The 19,980-nt window shown below is 62.0% G+C and carries 20 protein-coding genes; 16 read left to right on the top strand and 4 right to left on the bottom strand.

Annotated features, from left to right (window positions below):
• Positions 1-158: 158 nt before the first annotated feature.
• Positions 159-1,550: an aspartate aminotransferase family protein gene (locus tag ACK59Z_RS24315; protein ID WP_014859274.1), complete on the top strand. Its 1,392-nt coding sequence runs from the start codon at positions 159-161 to the stop codon at positions 1,548-1,550.
• A gap of 74 nt (positions 1,551-1,624) precedes the next feature.
• On the opposite strand, the gene ACK59Z_RS24320 is transcribed toward ACK59Z_RS24315, so the two are convergent.
• The 3 genes from ACK59Z_RS24320 to ACK59Z_RS24330 form a co-directional block, all read right to left on the bottom strand.
• A complete protein-coding gene (locus ACK59Z_RS24320; protein ID WP_108190335.1) occupies positions 1,625-2,746 on the bottom strand; it encodes a cupin-like domain-containing protein in 1,122 nt (373 codons plus the stop codon).
• A 64-nt stretch (positions 2,747-2,810) separates the two neighbouring features.
• Complete coding sequence (locus ACK59Z_RS24325) at positions 2,811-4,100, bottom strand: aminotransferase class V-fold PLP-dependent enzyme (RefSeq protein ID WP_108190336.1); 1,290 nt, start codon at positions 4,098-4,100, stop codon at positions 2,811-2,813.
• 16 nt (positions 4,101-4,116) lie between these two features.
• Positions 4,117-5,463: a dipeptidase gene (locus ACK59Z_RS24330; protein ID WP_409293851.1), complete on the bottom strand. Its 1,347-nt coding sequence runs from the start codon at positions 5,461-5,463 to the stop codon at positions 4,117-4,119.
• A gap of 182 nt (positions 5,464-5,645) precedes the next feature.
• On the opposite strand from ACK59Z_RS24330, the gene ACK59Z_RS24335 reads away from it, so the two are divergent.
• The 6 genes from ACK59Z_RS24335 to ACK59Z_RS24360 all read left to right on the top strand — a co-directional run bounded on the left by ACK59Z_RS24335 (position 5,646) and on the right by ACK59Z_RS24360 (position 10,709).
• The gene (locus ACK59Z_RS24335) at positions 5,646-7,271 is read left to right on the top strand and encodes a twin-arginine translocation signal domain-containing protein (protein ID WP_047604117.1); all 1,626 of its coding nucleotides are present in this window, start codon (positions 5,646-5,648) and stop codon (positions 7,269-7,271) included.
• A gap of 121 nt (positions 7,272-7,392) precedes the next feature.
• A complete protein-coding gene (locus tag ACK59Z_RS24340; protein WP_003254241.1) occupies positions 7,393-7,869 on the top strand; it encodes a sigma-70 family RNA polymerase sigma factor in 477 nt (158 codons plus the stop codon).
• Positions 7,870-8,037: 168 nt separating this feature from the next.
• Positions 8,038-8,517 (top strand): hypothetical protein, encoded by a 480-nt coding sequence (locus ACK59Z_RS24345; protein ID WP_012051716.1) that lies wholly within the window; start codon positions 8,038-8,040, stop codon positions 8,515-8,517.
• Between the two features lie 72 nt (positions 8,518-8,589).
• On the top strand, positions 8,590-9,915 hold the full coding sequence (locus tag ACK59Z_RS24350) for an MFS transporter (protein ID WP_319903245.1): 1,326 nt from the start codon (positions 8,590-8,592) through the stop codon (positions 9,913-9,915).
• Positions 9,916-10,009: 94 nt separating this feature from the next.
• The gene (locus tag ACK59Z_RS24355) at positions 10,010-10,306 is read left to right on the top strand and encodes a type II toxin-antitoxin system MqsR family toxin (protein ID WP_019750831.1); all 297 of its coding nucleotides are present in this window, start codon (positions 10,010-10,012) and stop codon (positions 10,304-10,306) included.
• 1 nt (position 10,307) lies between these two features.
• Entirely contained in the window at positions 10,308-10,709 is a 402-nt protein-coding gene (locus tag ACK59Z_RS24360) for a type II TA system antitoxin MqsA family protein (RefSeq protein ID WP_029380550.1), read from the top strand.
• A 71-nt stretch (positions 10,710-10,780) separates the two neighbouring features.
• On the opposite strand, the gene ACK59Z_RS24365 is transcribed toward ACK59Z_RS24360, so the two are convergent.
• Positions 10,781-12,463, bottom strand: a complete 1,683-nt coding sequence (locus ACK59Z_RS24365) for an electron transfer flavoprotein-ubiquinone oxidoreductase (protein WP_012051718.1) — start codon at positions 12,461-12,463, stop codon at positions 10,781-10,783.
• A gap of 535 nt (positions 12,464-12,998) precedes the next feature.
• Between ACK59Z_RS24365 and ACK59Z_RS24370 the strand changes: the two genes are divergently transcribed.
• The 9 genes from ACK59Z_RS24370 (at position 12,999) to ACK59Z_RS24410 (ending at position 19,896) form a co-directional block, all read left to right on the top strand.
• Entirely contained in the window at positions 12,999-13,748 is a 750-nt protein-coding gene (locus ACK59Z_RS24370) for an electron transfer flavoprotein subunit beta/FixA family protein (protein ID WP_409293854.1), read from the top strand.
• Between the two features lies 1 nt (position 13,749).
• Positions 13,750-14,691, top strand: a complete 942-nt coding sequence (locus ACK59Z_RS24375; RefSeq protein WP_047604111.1) for an electron transfer flavoprotein subunit alpha/FixB family protein — start codon at positions 13,750-13,752, stop codon at positions 14,689-14,691.
• A gap of 75 nt (positions 14,692-14,766) precedes the next feature.
• The gene (locus ACK59Z_RS24380; protein WP_108190339.1) at positions 14,767-15,588 is read left to right on the top strand and encodes an ABC transporter substrate-binding protein; all 822 of its coding nucleotides are present in this window, start codon (positions 14,767-14,769) and stop codon (positions 15,586-15,588) included.
• 9 nt (positions 15,589-15,597) lie between these two features.
• On the top strand, positions 15,598-15,951 hold the full coding sequence (locus ACK59Z_RS24385) for a DUF4398 domain-containing protein (protein WP_014859265.1): 354 nt from the start codon (positions 15,598-15,600) through the stop codon (positions 15,949-15,951).
• Positions 15,948-16,760 (top strand): OmpA family protein, encoded by an 813-nt coding sequence (locus tag ACK59Z_RS24390; protein ID WP_003254225.1) that lies wholly within the window; start codon positions 15,948-15,950, stop codon positions 16,758-16,760. The genes ACK59Z_RS24385 and ACK59Z_RS24390 overlap by 4 nt, the downstream gene beginning before the upstream one ends.
• Positions 16,761-16,931: 171 nt before the next feature.
• Entirely contained in the window at positions 16,932-18,374 is a 1,443-nt protein-coding gene (locus ACK59Z_RS24395; RefSeq protein WP_003254223.1) for a PLP-dependent aminotransferase family protein, read from the top strand.
• Between the two features lie 64 nt (positions 18,375-18,438).
• Complete coding sequence (locus ACK59Z_RS24400; protein WP_088513741.1) at positions 18,439-18,873, top strand: hypothetical protein; 435 nt, start codon at positions 18,439-18,441, stop codon at positions 18,871-18,873.
• Between the two features lie 129 nt (positions 18,874-19,002).
• Entirely contained in the window at positions 19,003-19,257 is a 255-nt protein-coding gene (locus ACK59Z_RS24405) for a YkgJ family cysteine cluster protein (RefSeq protein WP_108190340.1), read from the top strand.
• 33 nt (positions 19,258-19,290) lie between these two features.
• Positions 19,291-19,896 (top strand): START domain-containing protein, encoded by a 606-nt coding sequence (locus ACK59Z_RS24410; RefSeq protein ID WP_108190341.1) that lies wholly within the window; start codon positions 19,291-19,293, stop codon positions 19,894-19,896.
• Positions 19,897-19,980: the final 84 nt, after the last annotated feature.

Here is a 19,980-nt window from a genome sequence, read left to right on the forward strand (position 1 = left end):
CGCTCTTACGGGCGGTGCGGTCCTTGTAGGAGCGGGTTTACCCGCGAAAGGGCCGGCACAGACAAAAATAAAATCCAGTAACAACCGCTAAATCCTCCCCCCACTCAAGCGTTTCCAAAGCGATAACCGCCCATCCGCTTGCTTGCGAGGATTCACCCATGTCCACCGCCTCCAGCCTTGCCCAGGTTGCACCGGCCAGCTTGCCGCAACCCTTGTACGAATTCACCGATTCGCCTTTGCTGCAACGCCAGCAACAGCAGGAATCCAACGCCCGCAGCTACCCGCGACGCATCCCGCTGGCGCTCAAGCGCGCCCGGGGCATCCATGTTGAAGACGTCGAAGGCCGCCAGTTCATCGACTGCCTGGCCGGCGCTGGCACCTTGGCGCTGGGTCATAATCACCCGGTCGTAGTCGAGGCAATCCAGCGCGTGCTGGCTGACGAACTGCCGCTGCATACACTCGACCTGACCACACCGGTCAAGGACCGTTTCGTCCAGGACCTGTTCGGCATCCTGCCCGAGGCGCTGCGTCGCGAGGCCAAGGTGCAGTTCTGCGGCCCAACCGGTACCGACGCCGTTGAAGCGGCGCTCAAACTGGTGCGTGGTGCAACCGGGCGCAGCACCGTGCTGGCCTTCCACGGCGCCTACCATGGCATGAGCCAGGGCGCGTTGAGTCTGATGGGTAGCCTTGGCCCCAAGCAGCCACTGGGTGCGTTGCTGAGCAGCGGCGTGCAGTTCATGCCGTACCCCTACGACTACCGCTGCCCGTTCGGCCTGGGTGGTGAGGCCGGGGTCAAGGCCAACCTGCATTACCTGGAAAACCTGCTGCTCGATCCGGAAAGCGGCGTGCCGCTGCCCGCCGCCGTGATCCTCGAAGTGGTACAGGGTGAGGGCGGGGTAATTCCGGCCGACATCGAATGGCTCAAGGGCGTGCGGCGCATTACCGAGCAGGCGGGCGTGGCGTTGATCGTCGATGAGATCCAGAGCGGCTTCGCCCGTACCGGGCGCATGTTCGCCTTCGAGCACGCCGGCATCGTGCCCGATGTGGTCACCTTGTCCAAAGCCATCGGTGGCAGCCTGCCGCTGGCGGTAGTCGTCTATCGCGACTGGCTGGACACCTGGAAGCCGGGCGCCCATGCCGGTACCTTCCGTGGCAACCAGATGGCCATGGCGGCGGGTTCGGCGGTGATCCACTACCTGGTCGAGCATCGCCTGGCCGAGCATGCCGAGGCCATGGGGCTGCGCCTGCGTCAGCACTTACAGCAATTACAACGTGACTATCCGCAATTGGGTGATGTACGCGGGCGTGGCTTGATGCTTGGGGTCGAACTGGTGGAGCCGCAGGGCGAGCGGGATGCCTTGGGGTATCCACAGGCCAACCGAGAGCTGGCGGCCAAGGTGCAGCGCGAGTGCCTCAAGCGCGGGTTGATCCTGGAACTGGGCGGGCGGCATGGCGCGGTGGTGCGCTTCCTGCCGCCGTTGATCATCAGCGCTGAGCAGATCGATGACGTGGCGCAGCGCTTTGCAGAGGCGTTGATCGCGGCAGTCTGAACCTTTGTCAGGGCCGCATTGCGGCCCATCGCCTGCGCCAATGGCCCATCAAGATCAGGTTGCCGTCACGCCGGTTACCAGCCGCGTCCGGAGTCTACCCAGAAGTTCACGGACAGCGACGTGGACACTGACTCTACCTGGTGGAACCAGCCCTCGGGCAGGAACAGCAAGTCGCCGGCCTGCAACACCACGCGCAGGAAGGGCACCTTAAGGGCTTCGGGGAAGCGCTCGTAGTCGGGGGCATCGGGGTTGAAATCGCAGCCGTCCAGGCCGCCCTTCGGGCTGGTTGACCAGGTGCCCAGTGCGGCGCGATGGTGCGGTGCTGCCAGAATGAACGATTTCTGCCCCCAGACCTGGGCGAACAGGTTGTCAGTGTCATCCCGGTGCAGGGGTGTAAGGGTGCCTTTGGGACCGATCCAGATGCGCGGTGGAATGAAGCGCTGGCGATCGAAGTAGTCCGGGTAGCGGATCAGAGCCTGCAGCTTTTCCGGCACGATATTGTTGCCCATGTAGGCGGGCGGCTCGCCGGGCTTGGCCGGCTTGTCGAGCGAAGCGATGAAGTCGGCCATGGGGGTGGCGCGGAAGTCGCGGTCGGTAGAGAACGTCTTCTTCACGTAGTCACCATGCCGGGTGATGCCCTGCAGCTCGGCAAAGTGGGCCAGCGAAGCGTCACGGCCCATGGTGAACAGCGGCCAGTCGCCAAGGGCATCGCTCAGCACCACTGGCACGCCCGTTGAAAGGTGTTCATGGTGAAACCGCGACGGCGGCATTTCGGCCCGTGGCAGGCGTTGTACCTCATACAGCACGGGTTGGGCTGCCGAGACCTCCTCGCTGTAGCGTCCTGGCGTGGGGTAGCGCTGGTTCATTGCTGCCTTGCTGGTGGTCGCGCCTTGCCGCGCGCTGCTGATAACCTGCGGCAGCAGGGTCGCCAGGCCCATGTTGCCGGTTATTTTCAGGCGTCCACTGGCGAAAAGCTCCTCTACGTCGACAGCGCCCGCCATGATGCCGAGGAAGTCATCTTGAGCCACTTCGATCGTGACGTCCGGAGCCTCATGCCAGCCATCCCCCGTGCAGGGGTTGGCGCATACCTCGGACCAGTAGGCGAGTCCCTGGCCGAAGTCGAACTGGAACACGCCTTCGATGCCGACGGCATGGGCATTGACGAACAGTTTTTCGAGTATGCGCTGAAGGTCCACGGTAAGCCTCGTCGGTTGTCGTTGTGCAGGGTTGGCATGGGCGCGTGTGGCCGGGCCCGGGTTGTCAGGCGCGCAGGCGCTGGCGCAGTACGTCGACCAAGCGGTCGATTTCCGCTTCGGTATTCAGCAAACCCGGCGCAGTGCGCACCACTGGCCCGGCATCGCGCGAGACGGCGTCGACGATGATGCGTTGGCTAGTCAGGTAACTGGCCAGCGCGTCGGCATCCTGGCCTTTGCCGCGAAAGAAGGTGAAGCCCGCCGAATGGGTGCTGCTGCGCGGCGTCACCAGTTCGATGGCAGGCAGGCTTTCCAGCTGTTGCTTCAGGTAGTCGTTGAGGGCGTGGATGCGTGCCTGCACGGCAGCCTTGCCGGTTTGCAGGTGCAGTTCGAACGCCTTGCCCAGGGCCCAGCGGTGCTCGAAGGCGTGGTAACCGCCCGGGCTCATGATGGTGGCGAAGTCTTCGTTTTCCGAGAAGGTGGCGATGCTCGGTTGCAGCTGCCCCAGTGCCGAGGATGCGGCGCAGATGATGCCTGTCCCGCGGGGGCCGAACATCCACTTGTGGGTCCCGGATATGAAGTAGTCGCAGTTCAGGTCGGCGAAGCGCATGTCCTCGACGCCAAAACCGTGAACCCCGTCGATGACATACAGGATATGGTCGCGTTCGTCCCTGTTCTGATTGACCTCGCGTACGAGCGCACCGATTTCGCCAACCGGCAGTTTCACCCCGCTGCCCGAATGTACCCAGGTCATGCCCAGCACGCGCGTTTGTGGGGAAATGGCGGCCCGCACGGTACCCAGCACCTGGTCGGTGCTCACCTGCCAGGGTTGCTCGAACAGGCGTAGCCTGCGTACCGGGTTGCCATCGCGGGCGCTGCGGTAGTTCATGGTCTGCCGTGCGGCGGAATGCTCGTGCACCGTGGTCAGGATTTCCTGGCCGGGCGCAAGCTTGATGCCGCCATAAATCAAACCCAGGCCCTCGGTAGTGCTGCCCGTCAGGGCAATCTGGCGTGGCGCCACCTCCAGGTAGCGTGCCGCCCATTGGCGTACCTCAGCCTCGTGCTTCCACTCCGACTGGGCATCCCAGTCGACCATCAGCGCCGGGTGACGGTCGAAACGTGCACGCAGGGCCTCGATGGCTTCGCGTACCGGCCTTGGATGAGAGGTGATCAGGAAGTTGGCGAAGTGCGCATAGTTTGGGTCGAGTTCGAACAGGCGGCGAAAATCGGCCCATCGTTGGTTGCCGGCGCTCGGTATCGGCGTGGCGGCCTCGGCAACGGGTAGCAGATGGCTGGCGAGGGGCAGGCCGGCGGCGAGGATGCCGGCCCTTTTGAGAAAATTGCGGCGGTCGTTCATAAAGGTGCCCAATGGCTTAGCGCAGTGAAGTGGCGGTACCGCGGGCGGCGCTCTGTACCTGTGCCCAGACGCGCAGGAAGTTGCCACCCCAAAGCTTGGCGATATCGGCTTCGGAGTAGCCGCGGGTAATGAGTTCAGCCGTTACGTTGCGTGCTTGGCTGGCGTCGTGCCAGCCGTCGATGCCGCCGCCTTCGTTGAAGTCCGAGCTGATGCCTACGTGGTCTATGCCGAGCTTGCGCACGGTGTAATCGATGGCATCACCGTAGTCCTTCAGGGTCGCTGGCGGCTCCTGTTCGAGGATTGCATAGAGTTCGTTGGCATATTGCCCGACCTTCTGCTCGGGCCAGCCGGCTATGACCGGGTCGCCAGGCATCAGCGCGTAGTTCAGGTCAGCCAGTGGCGGCAGCGCGTAGCGGGCACGCAAGGCATTGAGCTTTTCCTGGGTCTGCGCGCTGAGCGGCTTGAGGTAGCTGGAGAACGCGACCAGTTGCACGACCCCGCCGCTTTCCTTGATCAACTGCATTTCCTTGTCGGACAGGTTGCGGTTGATATCGACCATGGCCCGTGGTGCCGAGTGCGACGCCACCACCGGAGTACGGCTGAGCTGAATGACCTGGTTCAGCGCCTTGCTGGACATCTGCGAGACATCGATGATCACACCCAGGTCATTGAGCCGTTGTACGGCGCGCTTGCCGATGGGGGACAGACCCTCGAGCGCATCGACAGTGTCATTGAAGAACGGTAAGGGACGAGACGAGTCGGCCCAGCTGTTGTTGCCGACGTAGCTGAAGCCGAACATGCGCACCCCGCGTGCCGCCCAGCGGTCGAGCTGGTCGATATCGTCCCCCAGCGCATACGCATTGAGCATGCTCAGGAACACCGCGAACTTGCCTTCGCCGTGCAAGCGCCGCATGTCCTGTGGGGTGTAGGCGATGGCGACGCGTTCGGGGAAGTCGCGCACCATTGCGGTGATGGCGTTGTAGCGCACTTCCTGGGTGTGGCGGGCGGCCTCGACGAAACCTGGCGTGGGGCGATGCGGGCTGTTTGCGCCCGTCCAGGATTCGGGCCAGGCAAAGATGGTCAGCGCCGCGCCAGACAACCGCCCTTGGGCAGCCTTGGCCAGGTCGAAGCGGCCCGGTCCGTCCTTGTCGGCTTCGCTGCCTTCGTTGCCGAAGCCCAGCGGCAAGGTGACATGGCTGTCGAACGAGATGATGCGTTCCTGCAAGTCGTTGGCTTGACGAACGACTTCCCGGGAGTAGCCGCCAGGGGCCGCGAAATGGTACCAGGCAGCCAGACCGGCGCCCGCGGCGACTGCCGCAGCCAGGCTGATGTACAGGGCTTTTTTCCAGCGTGGTGTCGTCATCTTGGTCTCGGTAGGTTCGCCGTCGAGGGAGGGCACAGAGGCCGTCGCTACCTGGGGTGAACGAGTCGACACGGAGGAAATTTAGCCGCCCCGGCCGCGGCGTTAAATTTCAGTGCAGGTACAACGTTCTAGCCTTGGACGGGCCGTGCTCCATGGCCGCAATGAAGGCGCAGGTAGTTGCAATGACGATTTCTCGACGCGGGTTCATCGCTGCTGTGGCATTGACGGGCGTAGCGGTACCCGGAGCGCTGTATATACAGCGCCAGCGGGATGCCGAGGCGTTTCCGGAAACGCCTGGCGAGGCTGTTGTCGAGTTGGCCGATACCCGCCTGCAGCAGCTGGGTGACATCCTGCGGGGCATCTGGCGCTGGACTGCACATGGCAAGGATGCCCAACTGCTGGGTTTGCCCGACGGGGAGCTGGAATTGTTTCTGGATGTCGCCAGCAATGGCCGGGGGCTGCGAGGTTACCTGGACACCGCCGAACGCCTGCGCAGTGAGCAGGAACCCCGTTATCGGGTCATGGGTGACTTGCTGACGGACAAGCCCGGGATGTTGCGCTGGCGGCTGTTTTCAACCGAGCCCGGTGCAGGGCAGGCGCGCTATGAATGCCATGTGGTGCTCGATGAGGTCTGGGGCGCCTATGGCAATGCCGGGCCGGCAACGCTCAATGGTCGTATCTCGGCCCTGGACCGCGCCCTGTCTCTGCCTGTTCTGGACAATGGCTTCCTGGCCTTGAAGCGGCCTTTCCCGGAGGCTCGCGAACGTACGCCGCTGTCGCCACAGCTGCTGGCTTGGCTCATTTCGCCGGAGCATCGGCTGTTCCACCAGCTATGGCACGCATCGCGGGACAAGTGGCACAAGCTGGAAGAGGACAAGCAATCCGCCCTGCGTGGCTTGGGCTGGCAACCCGGGCCGCGTGGCCAGGAGCGTGATGCGCGTGGCCGGCACAAGGATCGCAACGGTTCCGGAGAGGACTTCCTGTTCATGCACCGGCACATGCTCGGCAGTGCCAGGGCCCTGCAGGACCTGCCTTCGTGGACGCGGTTCCCGCTGCCTCAGCCGGAGCTCGAGCGTGACCGCATCGGTTTTGCCCGTTACTTCGACAACCACGACGGCAATGCCTTGCCACCGACCTGGCTGGCCCATGACGACCAGGAGTACACCCAGTGGGTACGCGACATCAAAAGCCCGGATACCTTCCACGGCAACTTTCAGGTCTGGGAGTCGCGCTACAGTGATCCGGAATATCTGAGCAAGCTGACCTTGGGGCAGTTCGGCTCAGAACTGGAGCTGGGCCTGCATGACTGGTTGCACATGCGTTGGGCGGCGGTGCCGCGCGACCCGTCCAACGGTATGCCGGTGCCTGCTGCACGTACCCCGGGTGATTTCGCTGAGCGCTGGTTCGAAGCACGCAACGATTTTCTTGGCGACCCGTTCTCGTCACATGTAAACCCGGTGTTCTGGCATTTTCATGGCTGGATCGACGACCGAGTCGACGATTGGTTCCGAGCCCATGAGCGGGTCCACCCGGGTGAGATCCGCCGCTTGCAGGTGAACGGCGTGCCCTGGTTCGCACCCGGGCGTTGGGTGGCGGTGGCTGACCCGTGGCTGGGTCCCGATACCCATGGCTGTTCGACGGTGCCGGGCTTGCGGCCCGGTCGAAGCGTCGAAATGGACCCGGAAACCATGAAGCTGGCGTTGCGCATCATTTATGGCAACGAAGACCTCTTTGCCCGGCTGCAACCACGGGTGCCGCAGCGTCCCTGGTATGCCCGCAATCTCAAGGTTGTACGGGCGTCGGGTTGACGGTAAGCACAGCGCAGGTGTGCGTTGCTGAGAATCATTATATTTTGTAAGATCGCACGCTGATATCACTCAGTTCTGCATCTGCCCCAGCGTGGGTGTGCAGACGATTCCAGGTGTGTTTGTGGAACGTTACTATCGTGAGTTGGTGAGTTTCCTGTCCGCGCGCTTGGGTAACCGTCAGGCGGCAGAGGATGTTGCCCACGATGCCTACCTGCGGGTACTGGAGCGAACGGACAACGGGCAGATCGAGCATCCGCGCGCATTCCTGTACCGTATCGCCCTGAACCTGGTGATCGACCGTCATCGTCGCCATCTGGTGCGTCAGGCCGAACCGCTTGAGATACTCGACAGTGATGAGGGCGGGCATGTGCCGGCGCTGGCGCAGGAACTGCAGCTCAACCAACGCCTGGCCCTCATGCAGCGGGCGCTTGACGAACTGACCGGCCCCTGCCGCGAATGCTTCCTGCTGCGCAAGATCGAAGGCCTTTCACATCTGCAGATCGCCGAGCGGCTGGGCATCTCCCGCAGCCTGGTGGAAAAGCACATCGTCAATGCCATGAAGCACTGCCGAGTGCGCATGCGGCAATGGGAATCCTGATTGCCAGGTTAAAGGCAAATGCAAATTCCGTCAGTCAATCACTTGATTTATGCGGCTTTCCCGACTTCTATCAAAGAAGACCGTTGCCGGGCATGGCCTTGGCATTAGCCGTTACTGGCGCAGTATGGTCATGGAGCGTGCCCATTACCCAATGGCCTAGGTCCGACCATGGTAAACAAGACCCTGCGCATTCTCATCGCCGATACACACCCGTGCCAGCGCCTGCAGCTGGAGCGGTTGCTCAATGGTTTGGGCTATTACCGGATAGCCCCAGTGGCCAGCTTCGAGGAGCTGCAGCGCCTGGTGCAGTGCGCCTTGCAGCCCTTTCACCTGTTGCTGGGCAATATCGAGCTGGCCAGCCATTGTGGCGTCGATCTGGAGCGCTTCTGCCGTGTCAGCACGCAGATCCAGCATGCCCTGCTTTACCATTCCAGCCAGTTGAAAGTGCCAGCAGTGCCGCAGGCCGAGCGCCAGGCGGTCAGCCTGAGCCTGCCTCAGGCGCCCGATAACGAGGCGCTGGAGACGTTCATGGCAATCATCGACGCACCGATGGTGGTCGGCAGGCTACCGCTGCCGGGCACCCTGCCGGCCAGTACAGCGCGGCCACGGCCGCGAGCCAACTTTGCGCATACGGTGTTCAACCGCTAGCGGTACCACCGGCGGGGCAATCGGGCAGCTATTTGTTATGCTCTTGCCCTTTGCCGATCTGCGGACCCTGCCATGACTGCCATCGATACCGCTCGCCCGCCCCGGTTCAGCCGCGGCGACCATCGGACCCTGGGCCTGGCGGCGCTGGGTGGCGCGCTGGAAATCTACGACTTCATCATTTTCGTGTTCTTCGCGCTGACCCTCAGCCAGCTGTTCTTCCCGCCCGAGATGCCCGAATGGCTGCGCTTGCTGCAAAGCTTCGGAATCTTTGTCACCGGCTATCTGGCGCGGCCGCTGGGCGGCATCCTGATGGCGCACTTCGCCGACCACCTGGGGCGCAAGCGGGTATTCAGCCTGAGCATCCTGATGATGGCCCTGCCGTGTCTGCTGATCGGGGTGATGCCGACCTATGCCGACATCGGCTATGCCGCCCCGCTGATCCTGTTGGCCTTGCGCATCCTCCAGGGGGCTGCCGTAGGCGGTGAAGTGCCAAGCGCCTGGACGTTCGTTGCCGAGCACGCGCCCAACGGGCGGCGCGGTTATGCCCTGGGCTTTCTGCAGGCCGGGCTGACTTTCGGCTACCTGCTGGGGGCGCTGACCGCAACCTTGCTGGCGCAACTGTTCACCCCGCAGGAAATCCTCGATTACGCCTGGCGCTACCCGTTCCTGTTGGGTGGGGTGTTCGGTGTGGTGGGTGTGTGGCTGCGCCGCTGGCTCAGTGAAACACCGGTGTTCCTCGCCCTGCGCGCGCGCCAGGAGCAACCTGTGAGTTTTCCGCTGCGGCGAGTGCTGTGTGAACACCGCCGGGCATTGATCCCAGCCGCGTTGCTGACCTGTGTGCTGACCTCGGCGGTGGTGGTGCTGGTGGTGATCACGCCGACGGTGATGCAGCAGCGTTTCGGCATGACTGCCGGGCATACCTTCGCCCTCAGCAGTGTGGGCATCGTCTTCCTCAACATGGGCTGCGTGCTGGCCGGGCTGCTGGTCGACCGTGTGGGTGCCTGGCGCGCGCTGATGCTGTATAGCCTGTTGCTGCCGCTGGGTATTGGCGCGTTGTACGCCAGCCTGGTGGGGCAGTGGGGCATGACCTGGCTGGCCTATGCGCTGGCGGGGTTGAGCTGTGGCGTGGTCGGGGTGGTGCCCTCGGTGATGGTGGGGCTGTTCCCGGCGCAGATCCGCGTATCGGGCATTTCCTTCACCTACAACGTAGCCTACGCAGTGTGGGCCAGTACCACGCCGCTGGCACTGATTGCGCTGATGCCGTGGAGCCCATGGGTGTGTGTCGGGTTTTGTCTGATCATGGGCGCGGTGGGGCTGCTGACGGCCCTGTATTTCGGGCGTCGTGAGCCTTTGGTGTTTGCGGCTGAGCCGATGCCGGTCATGTGTGGCGACAAATGATCGGGTAACGCGCATGGGGCATTGAGTCATCCTTCCGGGCGGGGGTTATTGGAATAACCTATTGGCCAAATTTAACCTGGAAGGTTAATTTCTCATGGAAAAGAGAACGCCTCACTGCCCTTTGCATCGGCTGCAAGTGCTATTGAGCCAAGGGAAGGTACGTACCACCCAGGCGGCCACCCTGGGAGCGCGGTCGCTTGGGCTAGGTCCCTATGACATGTTGGATGTTGTCCGCGGGCTATCGCCAGGTGACTTCCATAAAAGTATGACGAGCTACAACGATCATCGTATTTGGCAGGATGTCTATCGGGCGCAAACCGCCGTAGGCAGGGTTTACCTCAAGCTGACGGTGGTCGACGATCTGCTCATCCTATCTTTCAAGGAGCTTTGAAATGAAATGTCCCCTATGTGGAGGAGCGGAGTTGGTTGCGCAGTCGCGAGACATGCCGTATCGCTACAAAGGTGAGGCGACCGTCATCCCGGACATCTTTGGTGACTACTGCCCGACGTGTGGCGAGGCGGTACTGGGCATGGACGAGGCCCAGCGTATGAGTGATCTGATGACGGCGTTTGAGCGCAAGGTCAATGCAGCCGTTGTCGATCCCGGCTTCATTGCTGCCATGCGCAGAAAGTTCGACCTCGACCAGCGTGAAGCGGGGGAAATCTTCGGTGGTGGGGTCAATGCGTTCTCCCGTTATGAAAACGGCAAGACCACCCCGCCAGTGGCGTTGGTGAAACTGCTCAAGCTGCTGGATCGCCATCCAGAACTCTTTGAGGAAGTGCGTACTGCCTGATAATGGCAGCCAACAAAAAGCCCCCGGCTCATGAGAACCGGGGGCTTTTTGTTGCCGCAAGGGCAGGGGCCTTACATGTTCGGGTAGTTCGGCCCGCCAGCGCCTTCAGGGGTGACCCAGGTGATGTTCTGGGCCGGGTCCTTGATGTCGCAGGTCTTGCAGTGCACGCAGTTCTGCGCGTTGATCTGGAAACGCTTGTTGCCGTCTTCCTGGGTGACCACTTCGTACACGCCGGCCGGGCAGTAGCGCTGGGCTGGCTCGTCGTACAGCGGCAGGTTGCTGGCGATCGGTACGCTCGGATCGGTCAGCTTCAGGTGGCAGGGTTGTTCCTCTTCGTGGTTGGTGCTGGAGAGGAATACCGAGCTGAGCTTGTCGAAGCTGAGCTTGCCGTCCGGTTTCGGGTAGTCGATCTTTTTCGAGTCGGCGGCCAGCTTGAGGCAGGCATAGTCCGGCTTGGTGTCGTGCAGGGTGAACGGCAGCTTGCCACCGAACCAGTTCTGGTCGACATAGTTGAACGCCGCGCCCAGCAGCGGGCCGAACTTGTGCATGGCCGGGCCGAAGTTGCGGCTGGCGAACAGTTCTTCGTACAGCCAGCTGGCCTTGAAGGCGCTGACATAGCTGTTCAATTGATCGCCGCCTTCGCTACCGGCGATCAATGCGTCGGCCACTGCTTCGGCAGCAAGCATGCCGGACTTCATCGCGGTGTGGCTGCCCTTGATCTTGGCCACGTTCATGGTGCCCAGGTCGCAACCGATCAGCGCGCCACCCTCGAAGACCATTTTCGGCAGCGAGTTGATGCCGCCCTTGGCCAAGGCGCGGGCGCCGTAGCTGATGCGCTTGCCGCCTTCGAGGTACTGGCTGATCACCGGGTGGTGCTTGAGGCGCTGGAATTCGTCGAACGGCGACAGGTAGGGGTTGGCGTAGGACAGGTCGACGATCAGGCCGACCACCACCTGGTTGTTTTCCAGGTGATAGAGGAACGAGCCACCGGTGTTTTCCTTGGCCACCACGTCCAGCGGCCAGCCGGCGGTGTGCACCACCAGGCCCTGTTCGTGCTTGGCCGGGTCGATTTCCCAGATTTCCTTCAGACCGATGCCGTAGTGCTGGACGTCGGACTCGCTGTCGAGGTTGAAGCGCTTGATCAGCTGCTTGCCAATATGGCCACGGCAGCCTTCGGCGAACAGGGTGTACTTGGCGCGCAGTTCCATGCCCGGGGTGTACAGGCCGTCCTTGGGGTTGCCTTCACGGTCGACACCGAGGTCGCCGGTAACGATGCCGCGGACCACGCCGTTGTCGTCGAATAGCGCTTCCTGGGCGGCGAAGCCCGGGTAGATCTCTACACCGAGGTTTTCGGCCTGCTGGGCCAGCCAGCGGCACAGGTTGCCCAGCGAGATGATGTAGTTGCCATGGTTGTGCATGGTCTTGGGCACGAACAGGTCAGGCACCTTGGTCGCGCTGCCGGCATCCTTGAGTACGTAGATGTCGTCGCGCTTCACTTCGGTGTTCAGCGGTGCACCGAGTGCTTTCCAGTCGGGGAACAGCTCGTTCAGGGCGCGGGGCTCGAACACTGCGCCAGAGAGGATGTGGGCGCCGACTTCAGAGCCTTTCTCCACCACGCAGACGCTGATTTCGCTACCGGCTTCGGCGGCCTTCTGCTTCAGGCGGCAGGCGGCGGACAGGCCCGCCGGGCCGGCGCCGACGATGACCACGTCGAATTCCATGTATTCGCGTTCCACTGGTTCTCTCCTACTCATCAAGGCTCGTGCTGTTGCTTTGTCTTATGGGTGCGGGGCATTCGCAGCGGTTCTACGCAACGGCGGAACTGTAGCTGGGCAAATGACGGACTACACCGTTTTGTCTTGGCCGCGCATTATATCTACACCACTTGGCGGGTCCAATACAAACGTTTGTTTGAATTTGCCGCAGGCCAGTAAAATCACAGGAACGCGGCTGGAGGGTGACCGATTTGCCGTATTGACCGGAATGGGTGTTACGGTCAAGATACGAGCGGTTTTACGTTCGCCGTAGGCTTGCAGCCGGGCGCAGGTACACCTCTAAAGACCAGGTGTGGAGCAGGGTTTTGCGGGCTTAGGCCAGTTTGTAGTGGAGTTTACACGCCACGACAGGAAATGACCCGTGAGGATTTGTCGCAAGAGTCCGAACAAGACTGTTTGGTCACTGTGAAGTTGCTGTCTCCCGATACGTCTTTAGAGGTGCCCTTGTACCCACGCGCATCGCAGGGCTCTGCCCCAGGCGACTATCTATTCACCGGAGAGTAACGAGGAATCCATGAAGGTTCTTGTAGCTGTCAAACGAGTGGTCGACTACAACGTCAAGGTTCGCGTCAAAGCGGACAACTCCGGCGTCGACCTTGCTAACGTCAAGATGTCCATGAACCCCTTCTGCGAAATCGCCGTCGAAGAAGCCGTGCGCCTGAAGGAAAAAGGCGTTGCGACCGAGATCGTCGTCGTTTCCGTCGGCCCGACCACTGCCCAGGAGCAACTGCGTACCGCACTGGCCCTGGGTGCCGACCGTGCCATCCTGGTCGAAGCCGCTGACGAGCTGAATTCCCTGGCCGTGGCCAAGGCACTCAAAGCCGTTGTCGACAAGGAGCAGCCGCAGTTGGTCATCCTCGGCAAACAGGCCATCGACAGTGACAACAACCAGACCGGCCAGATGCTGGCCGCGCTGACCGGCTACGCCCAAGGCACCTTCGCCTCCAAGGTCGAAGTCGCTGGCGACAAGCTGAATGTCACCCGTGAAATCGATGGCGGCCTGCAGACCGTTGCGCTGAACCTGCCCGCGATCGTCACCACCGACCTGCGCCTGAACGAGCCACGCTACGCGTCGCTGCCGAACATCATGAAGGCCAAGAAGAAGCCGCTGGAGACTGTTACTCCAGACGCACTGGGCGTTTCCCTCGCCTCCACCAACAAGACCGTGAAGGTTGAAGCCCCGGCTGCCCGCAGCGCGGGCATCAAGGTCAAATCGGTGGCCGAACTGGTCGAGAAGCTGAAGAACGAAGCGAAGGTAATCTGATATGACTATCCTGGTTGTCGCTGACCTTCTACAAGGTCCGGAGAACGGTGCCGTAGCCCCGGCCACCCTGAACACTGTCGCCGCAGCCGCCAAGATCGGTGGTGATGTGCACGTGCTGGTCGCAGGCCAGAACGTCGGTGGCGTTGCTGAAGCCGCTGCCAAAATCGCTGGCGTTGCCAAGGTGCTGGTGGCTGATAACGCCGCCTACGCCCACGTCCTGCCGGAAAACGTCGCGCCGCTGATCGTCGAGCTGGCCAAGGGTTACAGCCACGTGCTGGCCCCGGCTACCACCAATGGCAAGAACATCCTGCCGCGCGTTGCCGCGCTGCTGGACGTGGACCAGATCTCCGAGATCATCTCGGTCGAGTCCGCCGACACCTTCAAGCGCCCGATCTACGCGGGTAACGCCATTGCCACCGTGCAATCGAGCGCGGCCATCAAGGTGATCACCGTGCGTACCACCGGCTTCGACGCCGTGGCCGCCGAAGGTGGTTCGGCTGCCGTCGAGGCTGTTGGCGCTGCCCACAACGCCGGTATTTCGGCTTTCGTTGGCGAAGAGCTGGCCAAGTCCGATCGCCCAGAACTGACCGCAGCCAAGATCGTCGTTTCCGGCGGCCGTGGCATGGGCAACGGTGACAACTTCAAGCACCTGTACAGCCTGGCCGACAAGCTCGGCGCTGCGGTTGGTGCTTCGCGCGCCGCAGTCGACGCAGGCTTCGTGCCGAACGACATGCAGGTCGGCCAGACCGGCAAGATCGTTGCGCCACAGCTGTACATCGCCGTCGGTATCTCCGGCGCGATCCAGCACCTGGCCGGCATGAAAGACTCCAAAGTGATCGTGGCGATCAACAAGGACGAAGAAGCGCCGATCTTCCAGGTGGCCGACTACGGCCTGGTCGCTGACCTGTTCGAAGCGGTGCCGGAGCTGGAAAAGCTGGTCTGATCCGCCTGCTTCACTTATAAAGAACCCGGCCCTCGTTTTGAGGGTCGGGTTTTTTTATGGCTTGAGGGGTGAGGGATGACGTTGCGCGGAACGGGCAGGGTGCTGGCATGTGTGGCGCTGTTGGTGTCACCACTGGCCATGGCCGCAGGCAAGTGCGAGCGCCTGGTGGCGACCGGCAGCCCTGATGCGCCGCCCTATTCGTGGCAAGACCCGAAAGATCCGAAGCACCTGATCGGCGCCAACGTTGACCTGTTGCGCCAGGTGGCGGGAGAGCTGGGTGTGAAGGTCGAGGTGCTGAGTGCCGGTCGCCGTGATCAGGCGCTGGAAGAGGTGCGCAGCGGGCGCATGGACTTGCTGCTCGACACCCCCTTGCAGGTGGAGCAACTGACCGCGCTGGACTACATCCATCCGCCGTTGCAGCTCAATGAGTACCTGGTGTGGACCCGCCATGATGCAGCGGTGACCTTTGATGGCCCGGCCGATCTGGCCAGGTACCAGGGCAGTTTGTCCGAGCGTGCACGCCTGACCCCGGCCTTTACTGCGTTCGCCAAGGCACAGCTCAAGCTGGTGCCGGCGCAAAACCTGACCCAGGCGTTTCAGAAGCTGGTACTCGGCCAGGTGGACTATGTGCTGGCTGGCCGTTACTCCGGTATGGCCATGGCCCAGAGCCTGGGCATGAGCAATGACCTGATAGCCCGCGGCTTGCCGGTGGACAGGCCGGGCCTGTACCTGGCGCTGTCGCACAACTCGGCGTGCAATGACAGCTGGTTGCGTGGGCAATTGGCAAAAAAACTGACAGAATTGCCGATCTCTGGTGCATCCGAAGCTGTGCTGCAACGTAATGTCGAGCGCTGGAAAGCGCAGATGCAGGTACCGGCGGACGCCCCCAAACACTAGGAAGATTGCGTGAGAACCCAACCACTAATCCTTGCCCTGGCCGTGCTCGGCCTGGCTGGCTGCGCCAATGACCCGGCCCCTGAAGAGCAGATGCGCATTTCCGAACAGGCACTGGACCAGGCCAAGGCCGTCGGCGCCACTGAGCAGGTCGAAACGCTGAAACTGGCTGAAGACAAGCTGGCCCGCGCCAAGGCCAACATGCTTACCCAGGACTACCGCGATGCGCGCATGCGCGCTGAGCAAGCCGAGCTGGATGCGCGCCTGGCCGAGGCCCAGGTGCTGAACCAGAAGAGCGAAGAGCAGCTGCAGGTGCTGCAGTCGCGGGTCAAGCGCTTGCGCAAGCAACTGGAGGTGCAGCCATGATCCGTCGTACGCCTTTGGCTGCACTGGCATTGTTGGCGCTGACGGCAGGTTTGCAAGGTTGTGCCAGCCAGCGCAGCAGTGCCGCGCTGGATGAGGCCACCGTCGCCTTCCAGGGGGTCAAAGATGATTCCGATGTGCTACGCAGCGCGCCGCGTGACGTGATTCGGGCGGGTGAGTCGCTGGCTCGCGCCGAGCGCCTGTCCAGTTACATCGGCACCGGTTCTGATGTGCGGCATTATGCTTACCTCAGCCAGCGCTACAGCGAGATTGCCCGCGAGCATGCCAAGCTGGCGCTGAACCAAGAGCGCCAGGCCAAGCTCGACCTGGAGCGCCAGCGCCTGCAGCTGGCCTTGCGTGAGGCCAAGCTGGCCAGCGTGCAGCAGCAGGGCAAGTGGGTCGAGTCGCAGATTGCTGCGTTGGCTTCGGAGCAGACCGACCGTGGCTTGGTGATGACCTTGGGCGATGTGCTGTTCGATACCGGCAGTGCCGACCTGAAGAACTCGGCCAGCCGGACTGTGCTCAAGCTGGTGCAGTTCCTGCAGCTCAACCCGCGCCGGGTAGTGCGTATCGAGGGCTATACCGACAGTACTGGCGCGGGCGAGGAGAATCTCAAGCTGTCGCGCGACAGGGCGCAGTCCGTGGCCGACATGCTTGTGGACCTGGGCATCGATGAAAAGCGCCTGCAGGTTGAGGGCTATGGCGACCAGTACCCGATCGAGGCCAATGCTTCGGAGCGGGGCAGGGCGCAAAACCGACGAGTGGAGATCGTATTCTCCGATGACAAGGGTCGGCTCGCGCCAGCGCGCTGAGTCTTGTCGAAACGGGCTGCTTTGCGGCCCGTTTTATGTCGGTTTAATCGTTTCGATAGCGGTCACGCTGTTGTATTGTCGACTATGTTGCAATCTGTCCCAGTACACTTTGCAACTGTTACGGTATTCTCTACCGTCAGTGACCCGTACAAGAATAACGAGCATGTCGACATGACCAACCTGCTGCTGTACCAGCGTATCGCCCAGCAACTGGCCGATGATATCCGTCGCGGTGTCTACCAGCCAGGCGAGCGGGTACCCTCCGTGCGCAAGATGAGCGCCCAGCTCAACGTCAGCCATGCCACGGTGTTGCAGGCCTATGCCAATCTTGAGGACCAAGGGCTTATCCGGGCGCGGCCGCAGTCTGGCTATTACGTGCACCAGACCCCTGCCTTGACCGCGCAAACCCCGGACATCGCCCGGGTGGAACGCCCCGGCCTGGTCACGCGCGCCAGCATCATCCAGCAGGTGCTGACTGAGGCGCGCCGCGATGGTGTGTTCCCGTTTGGCGCTGCTGTGCCGCATGTCGACTACCTGCCAGTGCGCGCCCTGCATCAGCAAATCGCCAAGGTGACGCGCTTCCATAGCCCGCGCGCCTTCAGCTACATGTTCAGCCCCGGTTTCGAGCCGCTGCGCCGACAGATCGCCATACGCATGCGCGATGCCGGCGTGCTGGTCGACCCGCGCGAAGTGATCGTGACCCATGGGTGTGTCGATGCCCTGCAGATGTCGCTGCGGGTGCTCACCCGCCCAGGTGACCTGATCGCCGCCGAGTCGCCGACCTATTACGGCTTGCTGCAGCTGGCTGACCTGCTGGGTTTGAAAGTGATCGAAATACCCAGTGACCCGTCCACCGGTATCAGCCTTGAAGCCTTGCAACTGGCGGCTAACCAATGGTCGATCAAGGCGCTGGTGCTCACTGCGCGCTTGAGCAACCCGCTGGGCGGCACCGTTCCCGAAGAGCGGCAAAAGCAATTGCTGCGCCTGGCCTCGGACTTCGATATCCAGATCATCGAGGATGACATCTACGGTGAGCTGATGTTCGAGCAGGGCAAGACCAAGGCACTGAAGGCGTTCGACCGGCTGGACCGGGTAATCTACTGTTCGAGCTTCTCCAAGACCCTGTCCCCTGGCGTGCGGGTGGGCTGGATGATCGCCGGGCGTTACCAGGACGAGATTCAGCGCCTGCAGACGTTTACCACCCACTCGGCCTGTAGCGTGACGCAGATGGGCGTGGCAGCCTACCTGGAGAATGGCGGCTACGACCGGCATCTGCGCTACATACGCCAGGAATATCGCAAGAACCTCAGTGCCTATCAGCTGGCAGTGCAGCAGCACTTCCCCGAGGGTACCCAGATGACCCGGCCGACAGGCGGCTTCATTCTCTGGGTGAGCCTGCCGGGTCGGGTCAATACCCAGGAGCTGCATGTGCGTGCGCTGGAGCAGGGCATCAGCATTGCGCCAGGACTGATATTCAGTAACACAGAGCAGTTCAACCACTGTGTCCGACTCAACTGCGGCATTCCTTGGAATAAGGAGGCCGAGCGGGCTGTGATTACGCTCGGTTTGCTGGCGCAGCAGTTGTGCAGGGAGACTGCGGTTACGCTTTTGTAAGGCTTGCAAGCTGCCTGTGGAACAGGGAGCATACGCATTTTTCCTGCCAGTCTGTCCATTTGCCATGAACGTTTTGCGCTGCTTTGTTCTGATCGTGTGCCTTTTGCCGTTTTGCTGCCCGGTCGCCCCTGCCTTGGCTGCGCAACCGGCAAACGAGGTTCAGGCGGCTCAGGGTAAGCACGTGCCAAAAAAGGCGACAGCCAAGCCCGCGCACAAGCCGGTCAGCAAAGCGGTTGCCAAGCCATTGCCCAAGACAGGGCTGGACCTTAGCTTGCCCGTCGAGATGGTCAACAACCTTGAGCCGAATGTGGGCACGCTTTCCCCAATCCAGCGGCGCAAACCTTTGTTGCCACCCATGTTCACAGAAAAGCCAGAGACCAATGACAGCCCGTTCCAGCTCAATGGCCGGCTGATCAACAACGAAATGCAGCTGCAACTGCGCAATGATAGCCGTCGTGAGGTGGAGGGCGCTGCCATCGATTTCGAGTATCGCCAATAGGCGAGAACTGACTGCTGGGTCACAGCAGATTTCATCGTGCCAGCAATTTCAAACGACTGTTTGAGCGGTTACTATCCAGGGACGTTCGTCCCGTTTTGTTCCAGGGAGTCCTGATTTTGGTGAATAGCCATGCAATGCCGTGAGGGTTGTGGTGCCTGCTGCATCGCCCCGTCCATCACTTCTGCGATGCCGCGAATGCCCAATGGCAAGCCGGCGGGTGAGCGCTGTCTGCACCTGACTGCGGCCAACCTTTGCGACCTGTTCGGCAAGCCTGAGCGGCCGGCGGTGTGCGGTGGTTTCAAGGCAGATGCCGAGGTGTGCGGCAGTGATCGTGACGAGGCAATCAGGATTCTTGGCTGGTGGGAGCAGATGACGGTGGCGTGACAGGCTGGATCTTCGACAACAAGGATAAACATGATGAGATCGTTCAAGCGTATTGCACTGCTGTGTGGTGTGGGTGTTCTGCTGTCGCCTGTGGCCTGGGCTGAAAACTGGCAAGTGGCCAAGGACGAGGACGGGATCAAGGTATCCCTCAGCGAAGTGGCCGGTTCCAAGTATAAGGCCTATCAGGGCGTTACCGTGATCAAGGCGCCGCTGGCCAAGGTGCAGGCGCTGCAGGAAGACGTGGCCGGTGCCTGTGCGTGGATTCACGAATGCAAGTCGCAGAAGCTGCTCAAACACGAGGGCGACCAAAGCTGGACCTACACCCAGTTCAATACGCCTTGGCCGGTGACCCCGCGTGATTCCGTGCTGCACATTACGACCGTCAAGGAGGCGGATGGCAGCCTGACCCGTAACCTGAAAGAAGAGCCGACTTACCTGCCGGAAGAGAAGGGTTTTGTTCGGGTGGCAAAAGTCGAAGGCTTCTGGAAGCTGGTGCCCAAGGGTGACAGCACTGAAGTGACCTACCAGGTGCACACCGAGCCAGGTGGTAGCGTGCCGGCGATGGTGGCCAACAAGTTCGTGGTGGATGCGCCGTTCAATACCCTGAAAGGGCTGCGCGAGCGGGCGGAGAAAAACTGAGGTTTTGTGGTGTCTGTGCCGGCCTCTTCGCGGGCTTGCCCGCTCCCACAGGTACAGCGCAGCCCTCGAGATCTGTGCAGTACC

It is taken from the genome of Pseudomonas sp. KCJK9058 (assembly GCF_046230975.1).
GTDB classification, from domain to species: domain Bacteria; phylum Pseudomonadota; class Gammaproteobacteria; order Pseudomonadales; family Pseudomonadaceae; genus Aquipseudomonas; species Aquipseudomonas alloputida.

Coding starts and splice junctions, on each gene's coding strand:
- ACK59Z_RS24315 (WP_014859274.1), top strand. CDS start 159: ATGTCCACCGCCTCCAGCCTTGCCCAGGTTGCACCGGCCAGCTTGCCG.
- ACK59Z_RS24325 (WP_108190336.1), bottom strand. CDS start 4,100: ATGAACGACCGCCGCAATTTTCTCAAAAGGGCCGGCATCCTCGCCGCC.
- ACK59Z_RS24330 (WP_409293851.1), bottom strand. CDS start 5,463: ATGACGACACCACGCTGGAAAAAAGCCCTGTACATCAGCCTGGCTGCG.
- ACK59Z_RS24335 (WP_047604117.1), top strand. CDS start 5,646: ATGACGATTTCTCGACGCGGGTTCATCGCTGCTGTGGCATTGACGGGC.
- ACK59Z_RS24345 (WP_012051716.1), top strand. CDS start 8,038: ATGGTAAACAAGACCCTGCGCATTCTCATCGCCGATACACACCCGTGC.
- ACK59Z_RS24350 (WP_319903245.1), top strand. CDS start 8,590: ATGACTGCCATCGATACCGCTCGCCCGCCCCGGTTCAGCCGCGGCGAC.
- ACK59Z_RS24355 (WP_019750831.1), top strand. CDS start 10,010: ATGGAAAAGAGAACGCCTCACTGCCCTTTGCATCGGCTGCAAGTGCTA.
- ACK59Z_RS24360 (WP_029380550.1), top strand. CDS start 10,308: ATGAAATGTCCCCTATGTGGAGGAGCGGAGTTGGTTGCGCAGTCGCGA.
- ACK59Z_RS24365 (WP_012051718.1), bottom strand. CDS start 12,463: ATGAGTAGGAGAGAACCAGTGGAACGCGAATACATGGAATTCGACGTG.
- ACK59Z_RS24370 (WP_409293854.1), top strand. CDS start 12,999: ATGAAGGTTCTTGTAGCTGTCAAACGAGTGGTCGACTACAACGTCAAG.
- ACK59Z_RS24375 (WP_047604111.1), top strand. CDS start 13,750: ATGACTATCCTGGTTGTCGCTGACCTTCTACAAGGTCCGGAGAACGGT.
- ACK59Z_RS24380 (WP_108190339.1), top strand. CDS start 14,767: ATGACGTTGCGCGGAACGGGCAGGGTGCTGGCATGTGTGGCGCTGTTG.
- ACK59Z_RS24390 (WP_003254225.1), top strand. CDS start 15,948: ATGATCCGTCGTACGCCTTTGGCTGCACTGGCATTGTTGGCGCTGACG.
- ACK59Z_RS24395 (WP_003254223.1), top strand. CDS start 16,932: ATGACCAACCTGCTGCTGTACCAGCGTATCGCCCAGCAACTGGCCGAT.
- ACK59Z_RS24400 (WP_088513741.1), top strand. CDS start 18,439: ATGAACGTTTTGCGCTGCTTTGTTCTGATCGTGTGCCTTTTGCCGTTT.
- ACK59Z_RS24405 (WP_108190340.1), top strand. CDS start 19,003: ATGCAATGCCGTGAGGGTTGTGGTGCCTGCTGCATCGCCCCGTCCATC.
- ACK59Z_RS24410 (WP_108190341.1), top strand. CDS start 19,291: ATGAGATCGTTCAAGCGTATTGCACTGCTGTGTGGTGTGGGTGTTCTG.